The organism is Thermorhabdus hydrogeniformans (assembly GCF_049310025.1).
Classification (GTDB): Bacteria; Bacillota; Thermosediminibacteria; order Thermosediminibacterales; family Tepidanaerobacteraceae; genus JBJYKD01.
In genome coordinates, this window is the sequence record NZ_JBJYKD010000003.1 from 1 (window position 1) to 18,784 (window position 18,784).

Sequence of the window (18,784 nt, forward strand, 5' to 3'; positions counted from 1 at the left end):
CTTTCCAAAACATTCCTTATGAAATTTTCAAGGTTCGGGAAAAGAAGTAAAAAAGTAGGGTTTCTACACTAGAATCAATTTTTCTTTGATAAAAAATACAGAGTTCTGTAAATTGGACATAACACCTGGGGGTTGATGAAAATGAAAATATTTCCTTTAGAGTCATTAAGCTTAAATGAAGCCAGAGAGCTTCAATTTAAATTGGTAGATATAATTGTGCGGAATTTTACCGGGTCCGAGTTTTTAAGTGCGGGCGACGTTGGAGTCGTGCCCGGCCTGGGCAGGCCAAGGACCACTGCCAGGGTGGAAAAGGTCATATCAGAATTCTTCGGGGCTGAAGATGCGGCGCTGGTCAGAGGGGCGGGGACCGGTTCCATCCGCTTTGCCCTCCAGGCTCTCTTAAAGCCGGGGGATAAAATCCTGATCCATGATGCGCCCGTTTATTCCACTACCGCCACCACTATTGAATATATGGGCCTTAATACCGTGAAGGTTGATTTTAACGATGAGGATAAAGTATTAAAGGCTGTAACCCCCGATATTAAGCTGGTGTACATCCAGCATTCCCGACAGAAGATTTCGGATAAATACGATATGTATGAGCTAATAAGGGCTATAAGGAAAATTTCCAATGTTCCAATAGTTACCGACGAGAATTACACTGTACTGAAGACAAAGTATATCGGTACCCAGGTAGGAGCCACGGCCTCATGTTTTTCCATGTTTAAACTCCTGGGCCCCGAGGGCGTGGGGTGTGTTGTCGGAGATAAAGGCGTCATTGCAAAAATCAGGGAGATGAACTATTCCGGCGGCGGGCAGGTGCAGGGGCACGAAGCCATGGATGCGTTGCGGTCTATGGTATATGTGCCCGTCATGATGGCCATACAGAGCGAGGAAATAGATAAGGTGGCAGATGCCATCAACAGTGGGAAAATCAGCGGCGCAAAAGCCGCACATATCGCCAATGCCCAGTCCAGGACCATCCTTGTGGAGCTTGAGGAACCCATTTCTTCAAAGGTCGTTGAGGAGGCCGATAAGCTCGGCGCCGCATCCTACCCCGTAGGGGCGGAATCCAGGTACGAGATAACACCTATGTTTTACAGGGCATCCGGGACATTTATTAAAGATAACCCCAGAATGAAAGACTATCTGATAAGGGTAAATCCTATGAGAGCCGGAAGTGAGACTGTATTGAGGATACTAAAAGAGGCTATAGAGAAAGCCAGGTGATAGTGTGTTTTTAGAAGTTACTTTGAAGAATAATCCGGCGCTCATAGATGCAGCAGCAAAACTCCACAGGGAAGGATTGATTGAACCCAACACTTACTGTATCGACCTGGATATGGTCAGAAAAAATGCGGAATTGCTTTCAAATACGGCCCAAAAATACCGTGTAAATCTGTATTTTATGACAAAACAGTTTGGAAGGAATCCCGTCGTCTCCAGGGCCATTATGGATTCAGGCATAGAAAAAGCTGTGGCTGTGGACCTGGACGAAGCCAGGCTACTTTATAAAAACGGCATAAAGATAGGGCACATAGGCCATCTGGTCCAGGTACCAAGGTCCGGTATAAAAGAAGCCCTTGGCATGAACCCCGATTTTATCACCTGCTTTAGCACAGATAAGGCCAGGCAAATAAACGATGCCGCGAAGGAATTGGGCCTCGTCCAGAATATACTGCTCAGGGTCGTAGACGATGGCGACTATATTTACCCGGGCCAGGAAGGCGGCATAAAATTAAGGGACCTTGAAAGGGCGGCCCTGGAGATAAAAAAACTGGATAATATCAAAATCAAAGGTGTAACCTCTTTCCCGTGCTTTTTGTATAACTACAAGTCGGGCGGGATAGAGCCTACTAAAAACTTATTTACAATTAAAAAGGCTGCAGACATATTAAAGGGTCTGGGGTTTGATATTTCACAGATTAATGGGCCCAGCGCCACATGCACATCTTCCATACCGCTTTTAAAAGAGATGGGCGTAACCAGCGGTGAGCCGGGTCATGCCCTGACGGGAACCACTCCGCTTCATGCGGGCGGCACGGAACCTGAAGTGCAGGCCATGGTTTACGTGACAGAAGTCTCCCACACGGCAAAAGGTAAAGCCTATGTTTTCGGCGGCGGATTTTATTCAAGGTCGAGGATGAAAAAGGCCTACATTCCCGGTAAAAACCTGGTGCTGAATGTAAAAGGGATTTCCCCGGAATCCATTGACTATTACGCTGCAGTGCTGGATGGCGGCAATGAACTGGAGGTAGGCGATACCGTAATATTTTCTTTCAGAACCCAGGTATTTGTGACCAGATCAAAAGTTGCGGTGGTAGAGGGCATACAGGAAGGCAATCCAAGGCTGGTGGGAATTTTTAATCATCTGGGAGATGAGATAAAGTGAAAAGGGCAATTTTGCTGGTTATTGACAGCCTGGGTGTGGGAGAGATGGACGATGTGTATAAGGTGAGGCCTCAGGACAGAGGGGCTAACACCTTAAAACACGTGGCGGAGGCCGTTAAAAACTTCAGGTTGCCAAACTTAGAAGCCCTGGGTGCAGGGTATCTTGTGGATTCAGACAATATTAAAAAGGTAGAAAATCCCCTGGCCAGCTACGGAAAGAGCATACTTGCCCACTTCGGCGCCGACACCTATCAGGGTCATCAGGAGATAATGGGGAGCAGGCCTAAAATGCCTGTGGTCAAACCCTTCATCCATTATATAGACAGGGTGGAAAAGGCTTTAAAGGAAAAGGGTTACGAGGTCAAAAGGCCGTACCCGGCTCACCCGCTTCTCCTTGTAAACGGTCTTGTTACAGTGGCGGACAACCTGGAAGCGGACCCCGGGCAGAACTACAACGTTACCGCTCCGCTGGATTATATATCCTTTGAGGATGAACTTGCTGTAGGCAGGTTGGTAAGGGAAAACGTGGAGGTCGGCAGGGTAATAGTCCTGGGCGGCAGAGGCATAACGGTGGAGGATATATTGCATGCCGTGGAAGTAAAAGACGGAGATATAATCGGAGTCGATTGCCCGAAGTGCGGGGTATATAAAAGAGGCTATATGGTAAGGCATCTGGGCTATGGTGTGAACCCCGATGCCCAGGTTCCCACGCTATTGAAAAAGGCAGGGTTTGCGGTATCCCTTATAGGTAAAATGGCCGATGTAATTGAATGTGAGGGGGCAGACTATCACCCGAGAGTAGAGACCGATGGAGTGATGGAACTGGTGCTGGAAAAAATGAAAAGTCAACCGGGCGGCCTTATAGCGGCAAACGTCCAGGAAACGGACCTCGCCGGCCACTCCCGGGACCCAGAAAAATACGCCGAAAAACTCATGTCGGTCGATGAATACCTGAGAAGGGTTTTGGATGAGATGAAGGAAGAAGATATGCTTATAATCACCGGCGACCATGGGAACGACCCTACCATCGGGCACAGCCATCATACCAGAGAAAAGGCGCTGTTGCTGGTATACGGGAAGAACTTCCGTTCTGTCGACTTGGGGGAAAGAAAGACACTTTCGGATATAGGTGCGACAATAGCCGAATTCTTCGGGATTAATAGCCCGGAGAACGGCGACAGCTTTTTAAAAAATATTTGCTGAAGGGGAAGTTTCAATGGATAGGGATATTATGGAAAGATTGGAAATACTTTTAGAGTCAGGGCAAATTACCAAACAGGACGTGGAAAAAACCGTTCTTGCGGTTGACATTGTAGAAAAAAAATTCGGAATCAAAGTGGAGAATGAAGTGGGCGGCATGTTCGTCACTCACCTGGCGAAAGCTTTGACCCGCATTGCCGCCGGTGAAGGAATAGAGGAAACCACGGCGGAAGTAGAAGCCGCCGTTAAAGGCAATCAGGAACTAGTTAGGGAATCACTGTCTTTGTTTGAAAAAATTTTGGGAACCAGAGATATCCCGGAAGGGGAGATAAACTTTATTGCCATGTATTTAAATTTACTTTTGAAAACTTAACTTCAACTTGCGGGAGGTGGTGATAAGAGATTTTCCGGTTTTAAACTCAATAAAAAATATTTAGAAAGGAGTTGTTGTAGCATGCCTATACGTATAGTTGTGGGCGGTCTCAACAAAGACGTTATTGAAAGGGCTGCCCGGGCAGCCGGAGGAGATAATGTAACCGTCACGGCCATGTCGGATTTTGAAGCGGCCAAGAAGATAAAACAGGGCCAGGCAGATTACTATTTTGGCGCCTGCAACAGCGGCGGAGGTGCGGCTCTTTCGATCCCCATAGGTATACTGGGATATGCCAACTGCGCGACAGTGGCCAAAGCGGGCGGCAGGCCGAAGGCCGAGGAAATCGAAAAACTGGTGCAGTCGGGCAAGATAGCCTTTGGCATGTCCGTGGAAGCCATTGAGGAAGCTGTGCCGTTGCTGGTGAACAGCATCCTCAAAAAACACGGCATTAAAAAAGAATAGATGAATGGAAAGGGGAAATGATTTATGGCGGTAAAACTGGGTATTGTGGCCCTTCTTTGTGCTCTGACTTCACTGGCGTCTCATTTCGGGCGGGCTGTATTTCATGATGGCATACGCCCCATTATGCCGGAGTATTATGAAGGGCGGATGAAAAGGGCTGAGATGAGCTCGATAGCCTTTGGATTGAGCGCGGGCTTTATAGTGTCGGTAGGTTTTGCTTTTACCCTGTCTTCGAATTTGCTTAACCCGTGGCTGTTGTTTTTGCCAACGGATATTCTGGGCGTTGTAGCACCATACTCCTGGCTTGCGGCGCTTTTGGGTGCCGGCTGGGGTATCGGGGTGACAGCATTTTTTGGCGCTTTGAATACCCTGTTTAAAGCAATGCCGATTAATATGCTGGATGCCCTTGGAGCATTGTCTTCACCCGTTATCGCCGGGTTCGCACTCTTCCCGGTGCTGGCCATATTTTCCCAGTTTGGGTGGAAAAAAGGCGTCATTACTCTTATCCTTGAATTAGTCGCACGGCAGCTGGCCGCATTAAAAATTATCACAGTTGGCGGCACCCCCATTTACGCGGAAGCTCTGGAAATGTTTGTGGGTGTAATCATGCTGGTCATTTTCGCCGTAGCCAAGGACATGAAAGCACCAGAGGAGAATGTTTCCGGTGAAAATATATTTGAAGCAAATACCAGACGCATATTTAATTCACTGCCCTTATTGATGGTCATCGGCGGTCTAGTATCCTTGATCAGTAATTTGAGATGGTTTGCCGGTTCTGAAGTAGACTTCCAGCTGTTGCACCAGATATATGAAACCGGAAACACGGCCCAGCTTTTCAGCGTGGCCGCAGCGGACTTCGTTAGGGGTCTGGCCTTTCTCCCACTGATAGTTACGACTTCTCTGGCCTCGGGTGTTTACGGTGTGGTTGGTCTCACGTTTGTTTATCCGGTTGGCTACTGGCTTGCTCCAACCCTTTTTGGTGAAAGCTTTTTCGGCCATGTGATGGCTTTTGTGCTGGGAGCTTTAATGATTCTGATTGAAGTCTCGGCTCTGCGCCTGGTGGGTAAGGGCCTGGAAAAATACCCTTCCATCCGCGAAGCTTCCGATAACATCCGGACAGCTATGAACAATGTTCTGGAAATTGCGCTGTTAATCGGTTCAGCTATGGCGGTGCTCAATATGAATCCTGCCGGAGTGCAGGGCCAGAACTGGCTGGCCTTTGCCTTGTTTGCTTCCCTCTATATGATTAACGAAACTCTAGGACGTCCAATCATAAGGCTTGCTTCGGCGCCTCTGGCCGCTATTATAACGGGAATCTTAGTGAATGTTTTCTACCTGCTTCACCTGTTATAAAAATAAAAAAGTTGCGGGGAGGAGTAAATTTCTCCTTCCCTGCTGTTTTTTAAAGGAGGTATTAACGTTGGTCAGGAAAATTCGCACGGTGACAGGTGACATCGATGGATCTGATATAAAAAAAGTCATGGTCCACGAACACCTGGCCTTTGATTTATCCCGTGTGCGGGGTGATAATACATCGATACTGGGCGATGAAGAGACGCTGCCGGCTATATGTGAAGAAATGCAGCAGCTTAAGGAATACGGTTTCAACACCATTGTAGAGCTGACGAACATGGGTATGGGAAGAAACCCTCTCACTCTTCAACGGATGGCGCAAACAACCGGCTTCTTTATAGTGGCGGGTACCGGCTTTTATAAAGAAGATTTTTACCCGAAGGAAGTTTTTGCGATGAAAGATACAGAACTCATTGATAAGTTGACGGCCGAGATTCTCGAAGGCATAGATAATACAGGGGTTAAAGCAGGCGTTTACGGCGAAATCGGTACAAGTTTCGGCCGCATTACTCCCGCCGAAGAAAAAGTTTTCCGCGCGGTAGCCAGGTCCCATAAGATAACGGGAGCTCCTATCAGCACTCACTGCGAATTGGGGACGATGGGCCTTGAGCAAAGAAAAATATTCGAAGAAGAAGGGGTGTCGCCGGACCGGGTGTCTTTCGGCCACCAGGATTTAAATGAGGATATGTCTGTACAGCTGGAACTCTTAAGGTGGGGCGCCTATATACAGTTTGACACCATAGGCAAGGCGGGGTATCGTTCCGATGAAGCCAGAATTCATAATTTGCTGCACCTTTTGGATAAAGGTTATGAGAATCAAATAATGCTTTCCTGTGATATTACCAGGAAATCGTATTTAAAAAAATTTGGCGGCTACGGTTATACTCACTTGCATACAAACTTTTTAAGCGAACTGAAAAAACGGGGTGTGCCCGGCGGGGTGATAGAAAAAATGACAATTGAAAATCCGCGCAGGTTTCTGGCTTTCATACTCTGAGAAATTTTACCCCGCGGGTTTTATGAAAGATTATACCGGCAAGAAGTTTCGCTTTTCTTTGCCCGTATATTTTTTTGTAAATCTTGAAGGGAAAAAGCTGCACGTGTTGAATATATTTTTAAAAAGGGTGCATTACAAATAAGGAGCTTGAGCTATGTATCGCCCCTTCCTTTTTATTGTTGTTTTTTTAATTCCCGGAATTGTGACCGCCGGCTTTATAACGGCTCCGGGGTTTTTCTTATTTTTGGCGTCGGCAAGTCTGGTTTCATGTGTAGCTGTCGGTGAAGGGAAAAAAAGGGTTGTTTTTGCAGCGGCTTTCATATTTTTCTTTGGGGCATATTACTTCGGTTACAGAGCGGAAAAAGCATCGGGAACCATTATAAATTATGCAGGAAGACAGCAGACCATTGTCGGCGTGGTGTGTGACGTGCCTGAGGTTGAAGCCGATAAAATTACATACGATATAAAAACATTATACCTCGTTCATGGTAACACATATCAAACGGTATCGGGAAAAGTACGGCTTTCAGTATTGAGGGACTTCAAGCGAAACATGGCATTTGATTACGGGGACCTTGTGAAGTTTTCGGGAAAACTGAAGTTGCCACAGGTCAAGAGGAACCCCGGAGGTATGGACTACAGGGCCTATCTTCTGCAAAAGGGCATATCAGCCACAATGTTTTCGAAGCAGGCGGAAAAGCTGGGAGTTTACAGGGCAAACCCCTTTATTAAAGCCGCTTATTTCCTGAGAGAAAGGTTGACTGCTTTTTATAACAAGAATTTACCCCACGACCTTTCGGCACTTCTTGCCGGCATAGTTATCGGGATTAAGGGAAGCATGCCAAAAGAGACGATGCGCGCTTTCAGCGATGCCGGCGTAATCCATGTGCTGGCGGTTTCGGGGTTGAACGTGGCCGTCATATACGGCGTACTCCAGAGATTTTTTGACATTTTTTATGTTCACCGCCTTTTTTCCTTTATTGCCGGAAGTTTTGCCATTATTTTTTACAGTTTTATGGCAGGGCTTTCGCCTTCGGTGATCAGGGCCGCCGTTATGGTTGGAGTATTGATGCTGGGGCGTGTGGCGGGAAGAGAAAGCGATCCCCTGAACAACCTTTGCCTGGCTGCTGTGGTATTGCTCCTCTTGAATCCTCTAAACCTGTATTCCATAAGCTTTCAGCTGTCTTTTTCCGCCACTCTGGGAATAATACTTTTTTACAATACTTTTCAAAGGCTTCTTTCAAAGCTCCCGGGGTTTTTGCGTGATTCACTGGCGGTAGTACTGTCTGCCCAGCTTATGGTATGGCCCTTTTCGGCTTATTATTTTCACAGGGTGTCTTTAATCAGTTTTGTTTCGAACCTGGCGGTGGTCCCACTGGTAAGCCTTGTTTTACTGCTGGGTTTTGTAGCGGGTTTGCTCGGTATGCTCCTGCCGCCGGCTGGAGTGGTTGTTGTCAAAATGGCGGGAGCGATACTGCTGGCCGTGGATAGACTTACATTATTTTTCTCCGAACTGCCCGGTGCCGCTCTCGCGGTGCCGGAGTTTCCGCCGGCTGTTTTTGTATTTTACTTTTTATCACTGGCGTTGATATTTGACATGCCGGCAGGGGCTTTTGGTATAAAAGGCAAATTAAAAAAGACGGCCGCAGCTGTTTTGTTATCGGTGACCGTATTGTTGATAATTCCCATGAATACCGGCCTGGAGGTGACTTTTATTGATGTCGGCCAGGGGGACTCAATATTTATCAAAACTCCCGGTGGTAAAACGGTTTTGATCGACGGCGGGGGAATGCCGCTCTATTACACAGGCGATTTTGATGTGGGAAGAGACGTGGTGGAGCCCTTTCTGTACGGCAGGGGTATAGGCCGCCTTGACCTTGCCGTCTTTACCCATTTTGACGACGATCATGCCAGGGGCCTTTTGTCCATACTGGAGGATATGAAGGTGGGGGCGGTGATGTACGGCATGCACGACAATTCGGATATTTACAACAAAATGAGAGAAATTGCCCGGCAAAGAAAAATAAAAATTTTACAAACCGCGAGGGGAGACAGGTTTAACCTTGGAGGCGCCGTTTTTGAAGTTTTGAATCCGCCCCGCAACACCAGATTTTCAAACTCGGACAACGACAATTCGGTGGTCTTAAAAATGGCATATGGAGGAATCAGTTTTTTATTCACCGGTGATCTGGGATTTTATGGCGAGCGGGATTTGATTGATTCCGGCTGTGATTTACGGGCTGTGGTACTAAAGGCCGGCCATCACGGCAGCGCAACCTCTACCTCCGAGGAGTTTCTGTCTCGCGTAAGACCCGCCGTAGCGGTGATTTCGGCTGGCAGGGACAACGCTTTTGGCCATCCCTCGGCTAGAGTGCTTGATCTTTTGAAAAAGTATGATGTCAAAGTTTTAAGAACCGACCTTCAGGGAGCCATAACCTTTAAAGTCGTCGGAAAAAATGTTAAAATATTTACATCAATCCCCGAGGAGATGTGACCCATGGGAAGCCTCAGCCTGTTTTACGGAGAGGAAAAACTTCCGATAAGAGAAGAGATCGAAAGGATAAAAAAAGAAATTGTACCGGATTACCTGGAAGCCGTAAATTACATTGCTCTTGACGGAAAGACGGTTACGGAAGACGAAATAATCAATGCGGCGACCACTGTGCCAATGCTGGAAAAGAACAAACTGGTGGTGGTGTACGACGCCCGGTTTTTTGAGGGCGGGAGTAATGAGAAGGAGGCTGAAGCGGAAGAAAGGGGCCGGCTGTTAAGTTTTCTGGAAAATATTCCGCCTTACACCAGCATTATTTTTACCTGTGAACAACCCGATAAAAGAAAAAAAATATTCAAGCTCATCCAGAAAAGCGGAACAGTCAGGGAGTTTTCCGCTCCGTCCCAAAAAGACAAAGCCCTGTGGATACAAAAACGGGCCCGGCTCTACGGCAAACAAATTGATTTATCCACTGCTTATTATCTTGCGGGCAATACCCGGGACCTGTATCAGACCGATGCTGAACTTAAAAAAGTCGCTGCGTTTACGGGAGAAACGGAAAGTATACAAAAAAAGGATCTGGAGCTTATTTCTTCTAAATCCATTGAGAGCAACATCTTTGAAATGATGGACTTTGTCGGCATGAAAAAGGCCGCCCGGGCCATTAAAGTTTTAAATGACCTGATATTGCAGGGCGAAAAAGGAATTGTCATTTTATTTATGTTGTCCAGGCACATCGCCCAACTGCTCTCGGTCAAGGCCATGGAAGGCGCCGCTTTCCAGGAACTGAAAGATAAGCTGGGCCTTCACCCTTTCGTATTGAAAAAGGCGGTCGAACAGGCAAAAAATTTTTCGGTGGATGAGCTAAAAAGGGCCTTAAATTTATGCCAGAAAACGGACCTGGACATAAAAATGGGAAAAATCGATGAAAGGACGGGCATTGAATTACTGATAATGTCAATAGCTAAATTGTGAAACGCCATGGGGCGACTAAAAATTAAAGCGGTCACCTTTTCGAAAAGAAAAGGTGACCTTTGCTTTTTACTGATACCTGGAAGGTTGCTGCTGGTATGCAGGGGCCACGGGTTTTGCCGTATGCTGGCCGAATTCCTGGTTGTAGGCCGAAGTCCTGTATTGGTCCTGCTGCCCCCTGGCCGGCGCCGCCGCCTGGACCGTATGCTGGCCGAACTCCTGCCTGTAGGCGGAATCTCTGTATTGAGCCAGATCGGGCCTGGCGGGGGTTACCGGTTTTGCCGTATGCTGGCCGAACTCCTGCTGATATGCGGCATTTCTTGCCTGGGGGGTGCCTGTGGCATATGACGTCTGACTCGCCTGCTGCTGGTACTGAGGCCAGGTTTGCTGTCCGGCATAAGCCGTTTGACCGGTCCTGCGCTGCGCTTCCATCTGAGCTACATTAGACGCCAGAACGCGAGTTGCCGAAGTCAGCTGCTGCAGCTGCCTGGAAAAATCGTTGCACATTCTCTGCATCATGCTAAGCTGTTCGGTGGCTTTTTGTTCAGCCTGCTGTAACTGCTGAAGCTTTTGAGTTGTAGTCGACTCAGAGGAAGAAAGCTGTGAAAGTTGTGCTGCATTATTTTGCTCCGCGCGGGAAAGCTGATTGATCATCTGGGTGAAAGAGTTTAAATTCTGCTGCAACTGTTGAAGCTGCTGTTGAAGCTGATTTACCTTATCCAAGCCAACCACCTCCAGGTATTTTTAGAGATTAGATATTCTAATCTCCGTTAATAGTTTTTCTTTATAGCGGTTAAATTAAACTGGGAAAAAATAAAAAACGCGTAAGCGACGGCTTACGCTGTTTAACTTACTGCAATATTGGACGCTGAAAGTCTTTTGTAAAGACTTGACTTTTTGCGGGCTGCGGCGTTTTTGTGGATGACGCCCTTGGAAGCTGCTTTGTCTATAATTTTTATGGCGTTAACCATAGCGGTTTTTATGTTTTCGGCATCCCCTGTTTTTAAGGCTTCGCCAAATTTTTTTATGGCCGATTTCATTTTGGATTTTACCAGGTTGTTGCGGAGCGTCCTCTTTTTGGCCTGACGCGCCTTCTTTTTGGCTGATGCTATATTTGGCAAACCTTTTCACCCCCTTAAAAATGCTATGCCTATTTTATCATTTAGTTCCCCAAAATGCAAGGGAAGGCAAAAAGATTTCAGTTCTGTATATTATAAAAATCTTAAGGTTAATATAATAAAAGAATATTGATTGGAGGTGATAAATCATGATTGGCATGATTATCAGGTTTATCGTATCGGCGCTGGTTTTAATGCTGATCAGTTTCATCTTACCCGGATTTAAAGTGGCAGGCTTTACCGGAGCCCTGATTGCCGCCATAGTTATAGCGATTCTGGGCTTTATAGTGGAAAGCCTTCTGGGCAATAAGATCTCTCCGCAAAACCGCGGTATTGTGGGCTTTATCACGGCAGCCGTGGTCATTTATTTTGCACAGTTTCTGGTTCCGGCTATGAATGTTACATGGTGGGGAGCTTTGCTGGCGTCTCTTGTGATAGGAATAATTGACGCCTTTGTCCCTACGGAGCTTCGGTGAGGAGGGGTAAATTATAAATATACGAACCGATCTCGCCATCGAAGCACGAGAACTTACCGGGGGCGAGGAGATTCCCGGCGTGCTGGTGGATACGGAAAAGTCAGATGAGATGGTAATAAGCCGTGTCAGGATAGAAAACGAATCCGGAGCGAAGGCCATGGGAAAGCCCGTGGGGTATTACGTTACCCTGGAGGTGCCCAGGCTTAAAGAAAAAGACCCGGAACTTGCCGAGGAAGTCAGTAAAAACCTGGCCGACGAGCTGAAAAATATGATAAATCTCCCGGTGGAAGCAACGGTTCTGGTTATCGGCCTGGGTAATTGGAACGTTACCCCGGACTCTCTGGGGCCAAAGGTGGTGGAAAGACTCATAGTAACAAGACACCTTATAGATATCATGCCGGATAAATTCAATACCAAAAAGGGCATTCGGCCGGTGTGTGCGCTGGCGCCCGGTGTGCTGGGGATAACCGGTATTGAGACCGGAGAAATAATCAAAGGTCTTGTGGAAAGGGTTAAACCTGACCTGATAATAGCAATAGACGCCCTTGCGGCCCGGAGCATGGAACGCATAAGTACCACCATACAAATTGCCGACAGCGGAGTTTTCCCCGGTTCCGGCGTCGGAAACAAGCGCATGGGGATTACCAGAGAGACGGTAGGGGTGCCGGTTATAGCAGTGGGGATACCTACGGTGGTCGACGCCGCCACGATGGCCAGTGACACCCTGGATATGCTCATCGGGCAGTTTACCAGGCAGGCAAAACCCGGAAGCGAATTTTACAAGTTGCTGCAGGAAATGGATAAGGAGGAAAAATATCGCTTAATCCAGGAAGTCATGTACCCTTTTGTGGGCCAACTGGTGGTAACCCCCAAAGAGATAGATTCTTTAATCGAAAACACCGCCAGGACTCTGGCCGGAGGTCTGAATCTGGCCCTTCACCCCGGAATATCTTACGATGAAGTCAGCACATTTCTTCAATGAGCAATGAGGCAAAAAGGCCTCATTTTTTTTGTTTTTAATGAATATGTTTAATGGGAGGGTGTGATGACCTTGATAAAATTTAAAGTCATAAAAGTAAAAAGATACGTCCTGTATTTTATGGCGGCTTTGCTGATCACATGCCTGGCAGCGGTCTTTCTCAGGGTCGACAGAGACAGCGACGTCATACCGGCCTTCGGTTGGATTCAGTTGTCAAGAACGGAAAGGAGTATAATCGAGAACCTGAGGGTAGATGTCTTAAAAAGATTCCTGTCGTGGGGGTTGCCTGTTTTTGACATTTTTGATGACGGGGATTCGAGTATTATAAATTTTTCTTTACTGGTTGAGGGCGTTTCGCGCCTTGCGACCAGCGTCGATATATACAGCCCCAGGAGCTATTTTTCTCTGCAAATACCTTTAATCAGTCTGATAGAAACGCAGATGACCATCACTCCAGGGGTGGAGGTTATGCCCGACGGTACAGGCGTGGAAAACGAACACGAACCGGTTAAAAATCCTCCGGTGGAGCCGCCGCCAGACATGGAAAAAACCGAGGTTGAAAAAATCATCCCCGTGCGGGGCAAGCCTCTGGTGCTTATTTATCATACCCATACCACAGAGTCTTATATGCCGTCAAAAGCTTTTAATTATAACCCGCGGGATAAAGCTTATCATACCGACGACCTCAACTACAGCGTGGTAAAAGTGGGCGAGGTGCTGGCCGGGGAGCTTAATAAACTTGGGATTCCAACCATACAAAATAAAACGGTTCATGACGTGCCTACATATATGACTTCATATTCCAATTCGATGAAGACAGTCCAGGAAGTGCTTAAAAAAAATCCTTCCATTAAAATAGTATTAGACATCCACAGGGACGCGCCCGTACCCGACCCTCAGAGATCCAGGGAACTCACCACGGTAAAGATTGAGGGGAAAACCTATTCCAGGATAATGTTTGTAATCGGCAGCGACAAAATCTTCCCCCACCCTTACTGGAAAGAAAACTATCGTTTTGCCCTTATGCTTAACGATAAGCTGGAGGAGCTATACCCCGGCATATCCAGGGAGATTGACCTGAGGGAACAAAGATTTAACCAGCACCTGTCTAAAAAGGCCGTTCTGGTCGAGATAGGAAGCCACGGCAACACCATGGAGGAATCCATCGAATCGGCAAGGGCCTTTGCAAGGGCTCTGGCGGAAGTGGTTAAAGAACTTTCTATCCTGAATTAAAAAGAAAATAGTGGACAACAATAAAAAAGATTTAACATGCATGAATCCCAGGCAAGCCTCGATGCTGCCGGAAAAACTCGCGGGTGGGCGACGATAACGCCGCCCCAGCTCAATCTTGCTGAACAATAAAAAGAATTTTTACATTTGATCCGAATTAATAAAGAGGGGTTGCCGTGATATACAAGGATTTGATTACATTGATAATCGTGTTTCTAATAATCCTGGTGCTGGGCCTCCGGATTGCCGAAGAAGGGGTTTATTCCACAATGGGGCTGGATGTCGGGCCGAGAAGTTTTGCTTTTGAAATACGCGATGACAGGAGTTACGGAATAAGCATTTTGGGGAAAAAAATCAATTTGCGCTCGGTATACAGGATAGGCGATTTTTACGCCGACAGGGGGCGTATTAGCATTGAAATAGCCGGCAGGAAATACTCCTTTTGCCCCATGGTAAAGGCCGGGTTCCCTCCAATGCGCGGCCATAATCTTGATAAAAACTTCACCAAAATGTATAATTGAATTTAAATGAGCTTCAGCTTTATTAATGGGGAGGAACCTTAATGCCCATACCTCGGGAAAGGATAAGGAATTTCTGCATCATCGCTCATATAGACCACGGGAAATCGACGCTGGCCGACAGGCTCCTGGAATATACCGGAACCATTTCAGAGCGTAAAATGGAAGACCAGGTGCTGGACAAAATGGAGCTGGAGAGGGAAAGAGGCATTACCATAAAGGCCAAGGCGGTCAGGATGATTTATCGAGCCGACGACGGCCAGGATTACCTTTTGAATTTGATAGACACCCCAGGCCACGTGGATTTTACTTATGAGGTTTCAAGGAGCCTTGCTGCGTGCGAAGGGGCATTGCTGGTGGTGGATGCCACCCAGGGCATAGAGGCTCAAACTCTTGCCAACACCTATCTCGCCCTGGAAAACGATCTGGAAATCATACCGGTCATAAACAAAATAGACCTGCCGAGCGCCAACCCCGAGGAAACCAAAAGGGAAATCGAGGAAATTATCGGTCTTTCAGCACAGGAGGCCATTTTAACTTCGGCCAAAGAAGGTATAGGCATAAAAGACGTTCTGGAGGCTGTGGTAAAGAAAATCCCCCCGCCCAAAGGCAGGGTCGAAGATCCGCTCAGGGCTCTTATATTCGATTCTTTTTACGATTCTTATAAAGGGGCGGTGGCATATGTGCGGGTTATGGAGGGCGAAATTTTTCCCGGAAAGATAATTAAAATGATGTCTACAGGCAAAACTTTTGAAGTTACTGAAGTGGGCGTATTTAAACCCGATATGGAACCGATAGAAAGTCTGCGGGCGGGAGAAGTGGGGTATGTGGTGGCCAGTATAAAAAACGTTACCGACAGCCGCGTGGGGGATACCATTACCGACGCCGAAAGGCCGGCCGAAAAGCCTTTACCCGGTTACAGGAAGGCAGTCCCCATGGTTTTTTGCGGCATGTACCCCGCCGATGGTGAGGACTATGAAAAATTGAAGGACGCCCTGGGAAAATTGCAGTTAAACGACGCCTCGCTGTTTTTTGAACCGGAGACGTCGGCCGCCCTTGGGTTCGGCTTTCGGTGCGGATTTTTGGGCCTTTTGCATATGGATGTCATACAGGAGCGGCTGGAGCGGGAATTTGATTTAAATCTCATCACCACAGCACCCAGCGTTGTTTATAAAGTGAAAAAAACCAACGGCGAGCAGCTGGAGGTGGATAATCCTACCAATTTTCCCCATCCCACCGAAATAGAATACATCGAAGAACCCTATGTGGACGCCTCAATAATGCTGCCCACCGAGTACGTGGGGGCCGTTATGGAGCTTTGCCAGGAAAAGCGCGGAATTTTCAGGGACATGCAGTACATCAATGAAAAAAGGGTAATCCTGCATTACGAAATGCCTCTTTCGGAAATTATATACGACTTCTTCGACCAGCTGAAATCCCGCACAAGAGGATATGCCTCTCTTGATTATGAGCTGTCGGGATACAAAAAATCCAATCTTGTGAAGCTGGACATTTTGATAAACGGTGAAGTGGTGGATGCGCTGTCCTTTATAGTCCACAAGGACAAGGCATACAGCAGGGGCAGGCAGATGACAGAGAAGCTTAAGGAAGTTATACCCAGGCACCTGTTCGAGATTCCCATCCAGGCCGCCATAGGCGGGAAAATCATAGCCAGGGAAACGGTGAAAGCCCTCCGGAAAAACGTGCTGGCCAAGTGCTACGGAGGAGATGTCACCCGAAAGAAAAAACTTCTGGAAAAACAAAAGGAAGGGAAAAAGAGAATGCGCCAGCTGGGCAATGTGGAACTGCCTCAGGAAGCTTTTATGGCGGTATTGAAGATGGATTAAAATGGAACCAATCGCACTGTACATTCACATTCCTTTTTGTGTTAAAAAATGCGCATACTGCGATTTTAATTCTTATGCGGCACCGGAGCTAATGCCGTCGTATCTTTCGGCTTTAAAAAAAGAGATGGCCGGCTATAAAGCAGCAGGCTACGCCGTAAAGACGGTGTACATGGGCGGGGGTACCCCCACCATTTTGAGTAAAGAAGATCTTGCCTCTTTAATCCAAAATATTCATTCCAGTTTTTATATAGCCCCCGGCGCGGAATTCACAGTCGAAGCAAATCCCGGCACGTTGACGAAGGAAAAACTTTTACTTCTAAAGCATATGGGCGTCAATCGATTGAGCATTGGGCTTCAGGCCTATCAGGACAGGCTCTTGAAGGTCATGGGCAGAATTCACACGGTGAAGGATTTTGAAGAAAGCTTCGCCCTCGCAAGACAGGCCGGGTTTGACAATATCAATGTGGATGTCATCTTCGGTCTGCCCGGGCAGACGCTTTTCGATTTCAAAGAAACCCTGAAAAACCTTGTAAGGCTTTCTCCGGAACACATATCCTGTTATGCGTTATCCGTAGAAGAGGGGACGGAATTTTACAATCGCCTCGAGCAGGGGAGGCTCTTTTTACCCCCGGAAGACGAAGAAAGGGCCATGTATCACGAGGCTGTGACTTTTCTAAAGAGCCGGGGATTTGTTCACTACGAAATATCAAATTTCGCAAAACCCGGCAGGGAATCAAGGCATAACCTGGCTTACTGGCGGTGCGAGGAATACCTGGGGGTGGGGGCGGGGGCCCATTCCTTTCTGAATGGCGAGAGGTTTTACAATCGCAGTTCTTTAAAAGAATATATCGATTGTCTGGAAAGCGGCCTGAGTCCGGTGGAGGGAAGAGAGGTTATGGATATGGAAGCCCTCCAGGCTGAGTTTTGTTTTTTGGGACTGAGGCTTACAGAAGGAATAAGCAAGACCGATTTTAAAATCCGGTTTGGTCGGGATCTCAAAGAAGTTTATGGGAAGGCCATACAGAGGTTAAAGGACTCCGGCCTCCTTCAGGAAGACGGCGAACGCTTTAGGCTCACCTCAAAGGGCCTTGATCTGGCCAATGAGGTGTTCATGGAATTTTTGCCCTGAGATTCTTGACAAAAAAAACCCCAAGTGATATTTTTTAAATTAGAATTTTAGCACTCTTGGGTTAAGAGTGCTAATGAGGTGTTGTGCAATGATTTTGGATGAGAGGAAAATAAAGATCCTTTCGGCTATCATAAACGACTATATAGCAACCGCCGAGCCGGTGGGTTCCAGAACCATTGCCCGAAAGTATCGTATGGGCATAAGCCCAGCCACCATAAGAAACGAGATGGCGGATCTGGAAGAGCTGGGTTATTTATCCCAGCCCCACACTTCCGCCGGACGGATACCTTCCAATAAGGGTTACAGGTTTTACGTAGATTTTTTGATGCCGGTGAAAAAACTCAGTGAACATGAGCAGGCGGTGATAAGACAGGTCTTCAAAAGGCGCATAAAAGAACTGGAGGATTTAATTGAAGAAACCGGCCAGGTGATATCCAGACTCACCAGCTATACCGCCATCATACTTGGCCCCCAGCTCGAGACCAGCAGGATAAAGCATATCCAGTTAATCCGCCTGGAAGAGGGAAAAGGGCTGATTATAATAGTTACAAATTACGGCACCATCAGCCACCACATTATAGAGATACCGCAAAACCTGACGGATTCGGACATCACCCGGATCTCAAATTTGCTGAACACATATCTTGCTGATAAAACCTTCTCTGAGATAACTCCTGCACTTCTGGCTTCTATTAAAGAGGAGATGCTGGAATACGAGGGGGTTTTAAACATACTCCTGGAAATACTGCTGGAAAACCTTGATGAAGCGAAAGAGAGCACAAAGGTGTATTCCACCGGGAGTTCCAAAATGCTGGAGTTTCCCGAATTCAGAAACGTGGAAAGGGCGAAAAAATTCCTGTCGCTTTTGGAAAAACACGACCTTATTACAAGGGCCATTAAATTTTCAGCCAGGCCCAATGCCATTACGGTAACCATAGGCAACGAAAATCCCTGGAGTGAGTTCCAGGAATTCAGCATAATCACCGCCAGCTTCTCCATTGAAGACAAGAATCTGGGCATATGCGGCGTCATGGGGCCAACCCGAATGGAGTATTCAAAAGTTATATCAATCCTTGAAAAGGTATCAGATTATCTGACAAAAACCCTTTCCAATCTTTTATAAAATAGACTCAAATCCCGTGGATAAATCCATAGAAGTTTAGGCGTGAACCCGATTTCTGCAAAGTAAAATCGTATTGCTGACTTATACGGTGAATCCCTGCCGGAACAGGCAGGTTTTCACTATGC

At 47.0% G+C, this 18,784-nt stretch carries 18 protein-coding genes; 16 read left to right on the forward strand and 2 right to left on the reverse strand.

All coding sequences use genetic code 11. The features are described from left to right. The first annotated feature begins 141 nt into the window (after window positions 1–141). The 9 genes from ACKX14_RS01845 (at window position 142) to holA (ending at window position 10,242) form a co-directional block, all read left to right on the forward strand. Complete coding sequence (locus ACKX14_RS01845; protein ID WP_422444083.1) at window positions 142–1,230, forward strand: aminotransferase class V-fold PLP-dependent enzyme; 1,089 nt, start codon at window positions 142–144, stop codon at window positions 1,228–1,230. Window positions 1,231–1,234: 4 nt separating this feature from the next. Beyond that, window positions 1,235–2,392, forward strand: coding sequence for a YhfX family PLP-dependent enzyme (locus tag ACKX14_RS01850; RefSeq protein ID WP_422444085.1), 1,158 nt, complete (start codon window positions 1,235–1,237; stop codon window positions 2,390–2,392). Further along, the gene (locus tag ACKX14_RS01855; protein WP_422444087.1) at window positions 2,389–3,594 is read left to right on the forward strand and encodes a phosphopentomutase; all 1,206 of its coding nucleotides are present in this window, start codon (window positions 2,389–2,391) and stop codon (window positions 3,592–3,594) included. Before ACKX14_RS01850 ends, ACKX14_RS01855 begins: the two co-directional genes overlap by 4 nt. Window positions 3,595–3,607: 13 nt before the next feature. Further along, entirely contained in the window at window positions 3,608–3,964 is a 357-nt protein-coding gene (locus ACKX14_RS01860; RefSeq protein WP_422444089.1) for a PRD domain-containing protein, read from the forward strand. An 81-nt stretch (window positions 3,965–4,045) separates the two neighbouring features. Further along, a complete protein-coding gene (locus tag ACKX14_RS01865) occupies window positions 4,046–4,426 on the forward strand; it encodes a DUF2620 domain-containing protein (protein ID WP_422444091.1) in 381 nt (126 codons plus the stop codon). Between the two features lie 24 nt (window positions 4,427–4,450). Continuing rightward, window positions 4,451–5,779, forward strand: a complete 1,329-nt coding sequence (locus ACKX14_RS01870; RefSeq protein ID WP_422444093.1) for a YhfT family protein — start codon at window positions 4,451–4,453, stop codon at window positions 5,777–5,779. Window positions 5,780–5,846: 67 nt separating this feature from the next. Continuing rightward, window positions 5,847–6,776 (forward strand): phosphotriesterase family protein, encoded by a 930-nt coding sequence (locus tag ACKX14_RS01875; protein ID WP_422444095.1) that lies wholly within the window; start codon window positions 5,847–5,849, stop codon window positions 6,774–6,776. Window positions 6,777–6,930: 154 nt separating this feature from the next. Further along, window positions 6,931–9,270 (forward strand): DNA internalization-related competence protein ComEC/Rec2, encoded by a 2,340-nt coding sequence (locus ACKX14_RS01880; RefSeq protein WP_422444097.1) that lies wholly within the window; start codon window positions 6,931–6,933, stop codon window positions 9,268–9,270. A gap of 3 nt (window positions 9,271–9,273) precedes the next feature. Beyond that, window positions 9,274–10,242 (forward strand): DNA polymerase III subunit delta, encoded by a 969-nt coding sequence (holA, locus tag ACKX14_RS01885; RefSeq protein ID WP_422444099.1) that lies wholly within the window; start codon window positions 9,274–9,276, stop codon window positions 10,240–10,242. A gap of 66 nt (window positions 10,243–10,308) precedes the next feature. Here holA and ACKX14_RS01890 read toward each other — a convergent pair whose 3' ends face one another. Together ACKX14_RS01890 and rpsT are read right to left on the reverse strand one after the other, a co-directional pair. Then, window positions 10,309–10,962: a hypothetical protein gene (locus tag ACKX14_RS01890; RefSeq protein WP_422444101.1), complete on the reverse strand. Its 654-nt coding sequence runs from the start codon at window positions 10,960–10,962 to the stop codon at window positions 10,309–10,311. 122 nt (window positions 10,963–11,084) lie between these two features. After that, window positions 11,085–11,360, reverse strand: coding sequence for a 30S ribosomal protein S20 (gene rpsT / locus ACKX14_RS01895; protein ID WP_422444103.1), 276 nt, complete (start codon window positions 11,358–11,360; stop codon window positions 11,085–11,087). A 146-nt stretch (window positions 11,361–11,506) separates the two neighbouring features. Here rpsT and ACKX14_RS01900 point away from each other — a divergent pair, with 146 nt between their 5' ends. The 7 genes from ACKX14_RS01900 to hrcA all read left to right on the forward strand — a co-directional run bounded on the left by ACKX14_RS01900 (window position 11,507) and on the right by hrcA (window position 18,659). Further along, entirely contained in the window at window positions 11,507–11,833 is a 327-nt protein-coding gene (locus tag ACKX14_RS01900; protein WP_422444105.1) for a phage holin family protein, read from the forward strand. A gap of 10 nt (window positions 11,834–11,843) precedes the next feature. Next, window positions 11,844–12,815, forward strand: coding sequence for a GPR endopeptidase (gpr, locus tag ACKX14_RS01905; protein ID WP_422444389.1), 972 nt, complete (start codon window positions 11,844–11,846; stop codon window positions 12,813–12,815). Between the two features lie 63 nt (window positions 12,816–12,878). Then, window positions 12,879–14,045, forward strand: a complete 1,167-nt coding sequence (gene spoIIP / locus ACKX14_RS01910) for a stage II sporulation protein P (protein ID WP_422444107.1) — start codon at window positions 12,879–12,881, stop codon at window positions 14,043–14,045. 173 nt (window positions 14,046–14,218) lie between these two features. Further along, complete coding sequence (locus ACKX14_RS01915) at window positions 14,219–14,563, forward strand: histidine kinase (protein WP_422444109.1); 345 nt, start codon at window positions 14,219–14,221, stop codon at window positions 14,561–14,563. 41 nt (window positions 14,564–14,604) lie between these two features. Next, window positions 14,605–16,407, forward strand: coding sequence for a translation elongation factor 4 (lepA, locus tag ACKX14_RS01920; RefSeq protein ID WP_422444111.1), 1,803 nt, complete (start codon window positions 14,605–14,607; stop codon window positions 16,405–16,407). 1 nt (window position 16,408) lies between these two features. After that, a complete protein-coding gene (hemW, locus tag ACKX14_RS01925) occupies window positions 16,409–17,536 on the forward strand; it encodes a radical SAM family heme chaperone HemW (RefSeq protein ID WP_422444114.1) in 1,128 nt (375 codons plus the stop codon). An 88-nt stretch (window positions 17,537–17,624) separates the two neighbouring features. Then, window positions 17,625–18,659, forward strand: a complete 1,035-nt coding sequence (gene hrcA / locus ACKX14_RS01930) for a heat-inducible transcriptional repressor HrcA (RefSeq protein WP_422444116.1) — start codon at window positions 17,625–17,627, stop codon at window positions 18,657–18,659. Window positions 18,660–18,784 lie beyond the last annotated feature (125 nt).

Bases quoted from the DNA above. Each gene is read 5' to 3' on its own strand.
- ACKX14_RS01845 (WP_422444083.1), top strand. From the start codon at position 142: ATGAAAATATTTCCTTTAGAGTCATTAAGCTTAAATGAAGCCAGAGAG.
- ACKX14_RS01860 (WP_422444089.1), top strand. From the start codon at position 3,608: ATGGATAGGGATATTATGGAAAGATTGGAAATACTTTTAGAGTCAGGG.
- ACKX14_RS01865 (WP_422444091.1), top strand. From the start codon at position 4,046: ATGCCTATACGTATAGTTGTGGGCGGTCTCAACAAAGACGTTATTGAA.
- ACKX14_RS01870 (WP_422444093.1), top strand. From the start codon at position 4,451: ATGGCGGTAAAACTGGGTATTGTGGCCCTTCTTTGTGCTCTGACTTCA.
- ACKX14_RS01880 (WP_422444097.1), top strand. From the start codon at position 6,931: ATGTATCGCCCCTTCCTTTTTATTGTTGTTTTTTTAATTCCCGGAATT.
- holA (WP_422444099.1), top strand. From the start codon at position 9,274: ATGGGAAGCCTCAGCCTGTTTTACGGAGAGGAAAAACTTCCGATAAGA.
- ACKX14_RS01900 (WP_422444105.1), top strand. From the start codon at position 11,507: ATGATTGGCATGATTATCAGGTTTATCGTATCGGCGCTGGTTTTAATG.
- spoIIP (WP_422444107.1), top strand. From the start codon at position 12,879: ATGACCTTGATAAAATTTAAAGTCATAAAAGTAAAAAGATACGTCCTG.
- lepA (WP_422444111.1), top strand. From the start codon at position 14,605: ATGCCCATACCTCGGGAAAGGATAAGGAATTTCTGCATCATCGCTCAT.
- hemW (WP_422444114.1), top strand. From the start codon at position 16,409: ATGGAACCAATCGCACTGTACATTCACATTCCTTTTTGTGTTAAAAAA.
- hrcA (WP_422444116.1), top strand. From the start codon at position 17,625: ATGATTTTGGATGAGAGGAAAATAAAGATCCTTTCGGCTATCATAAAC.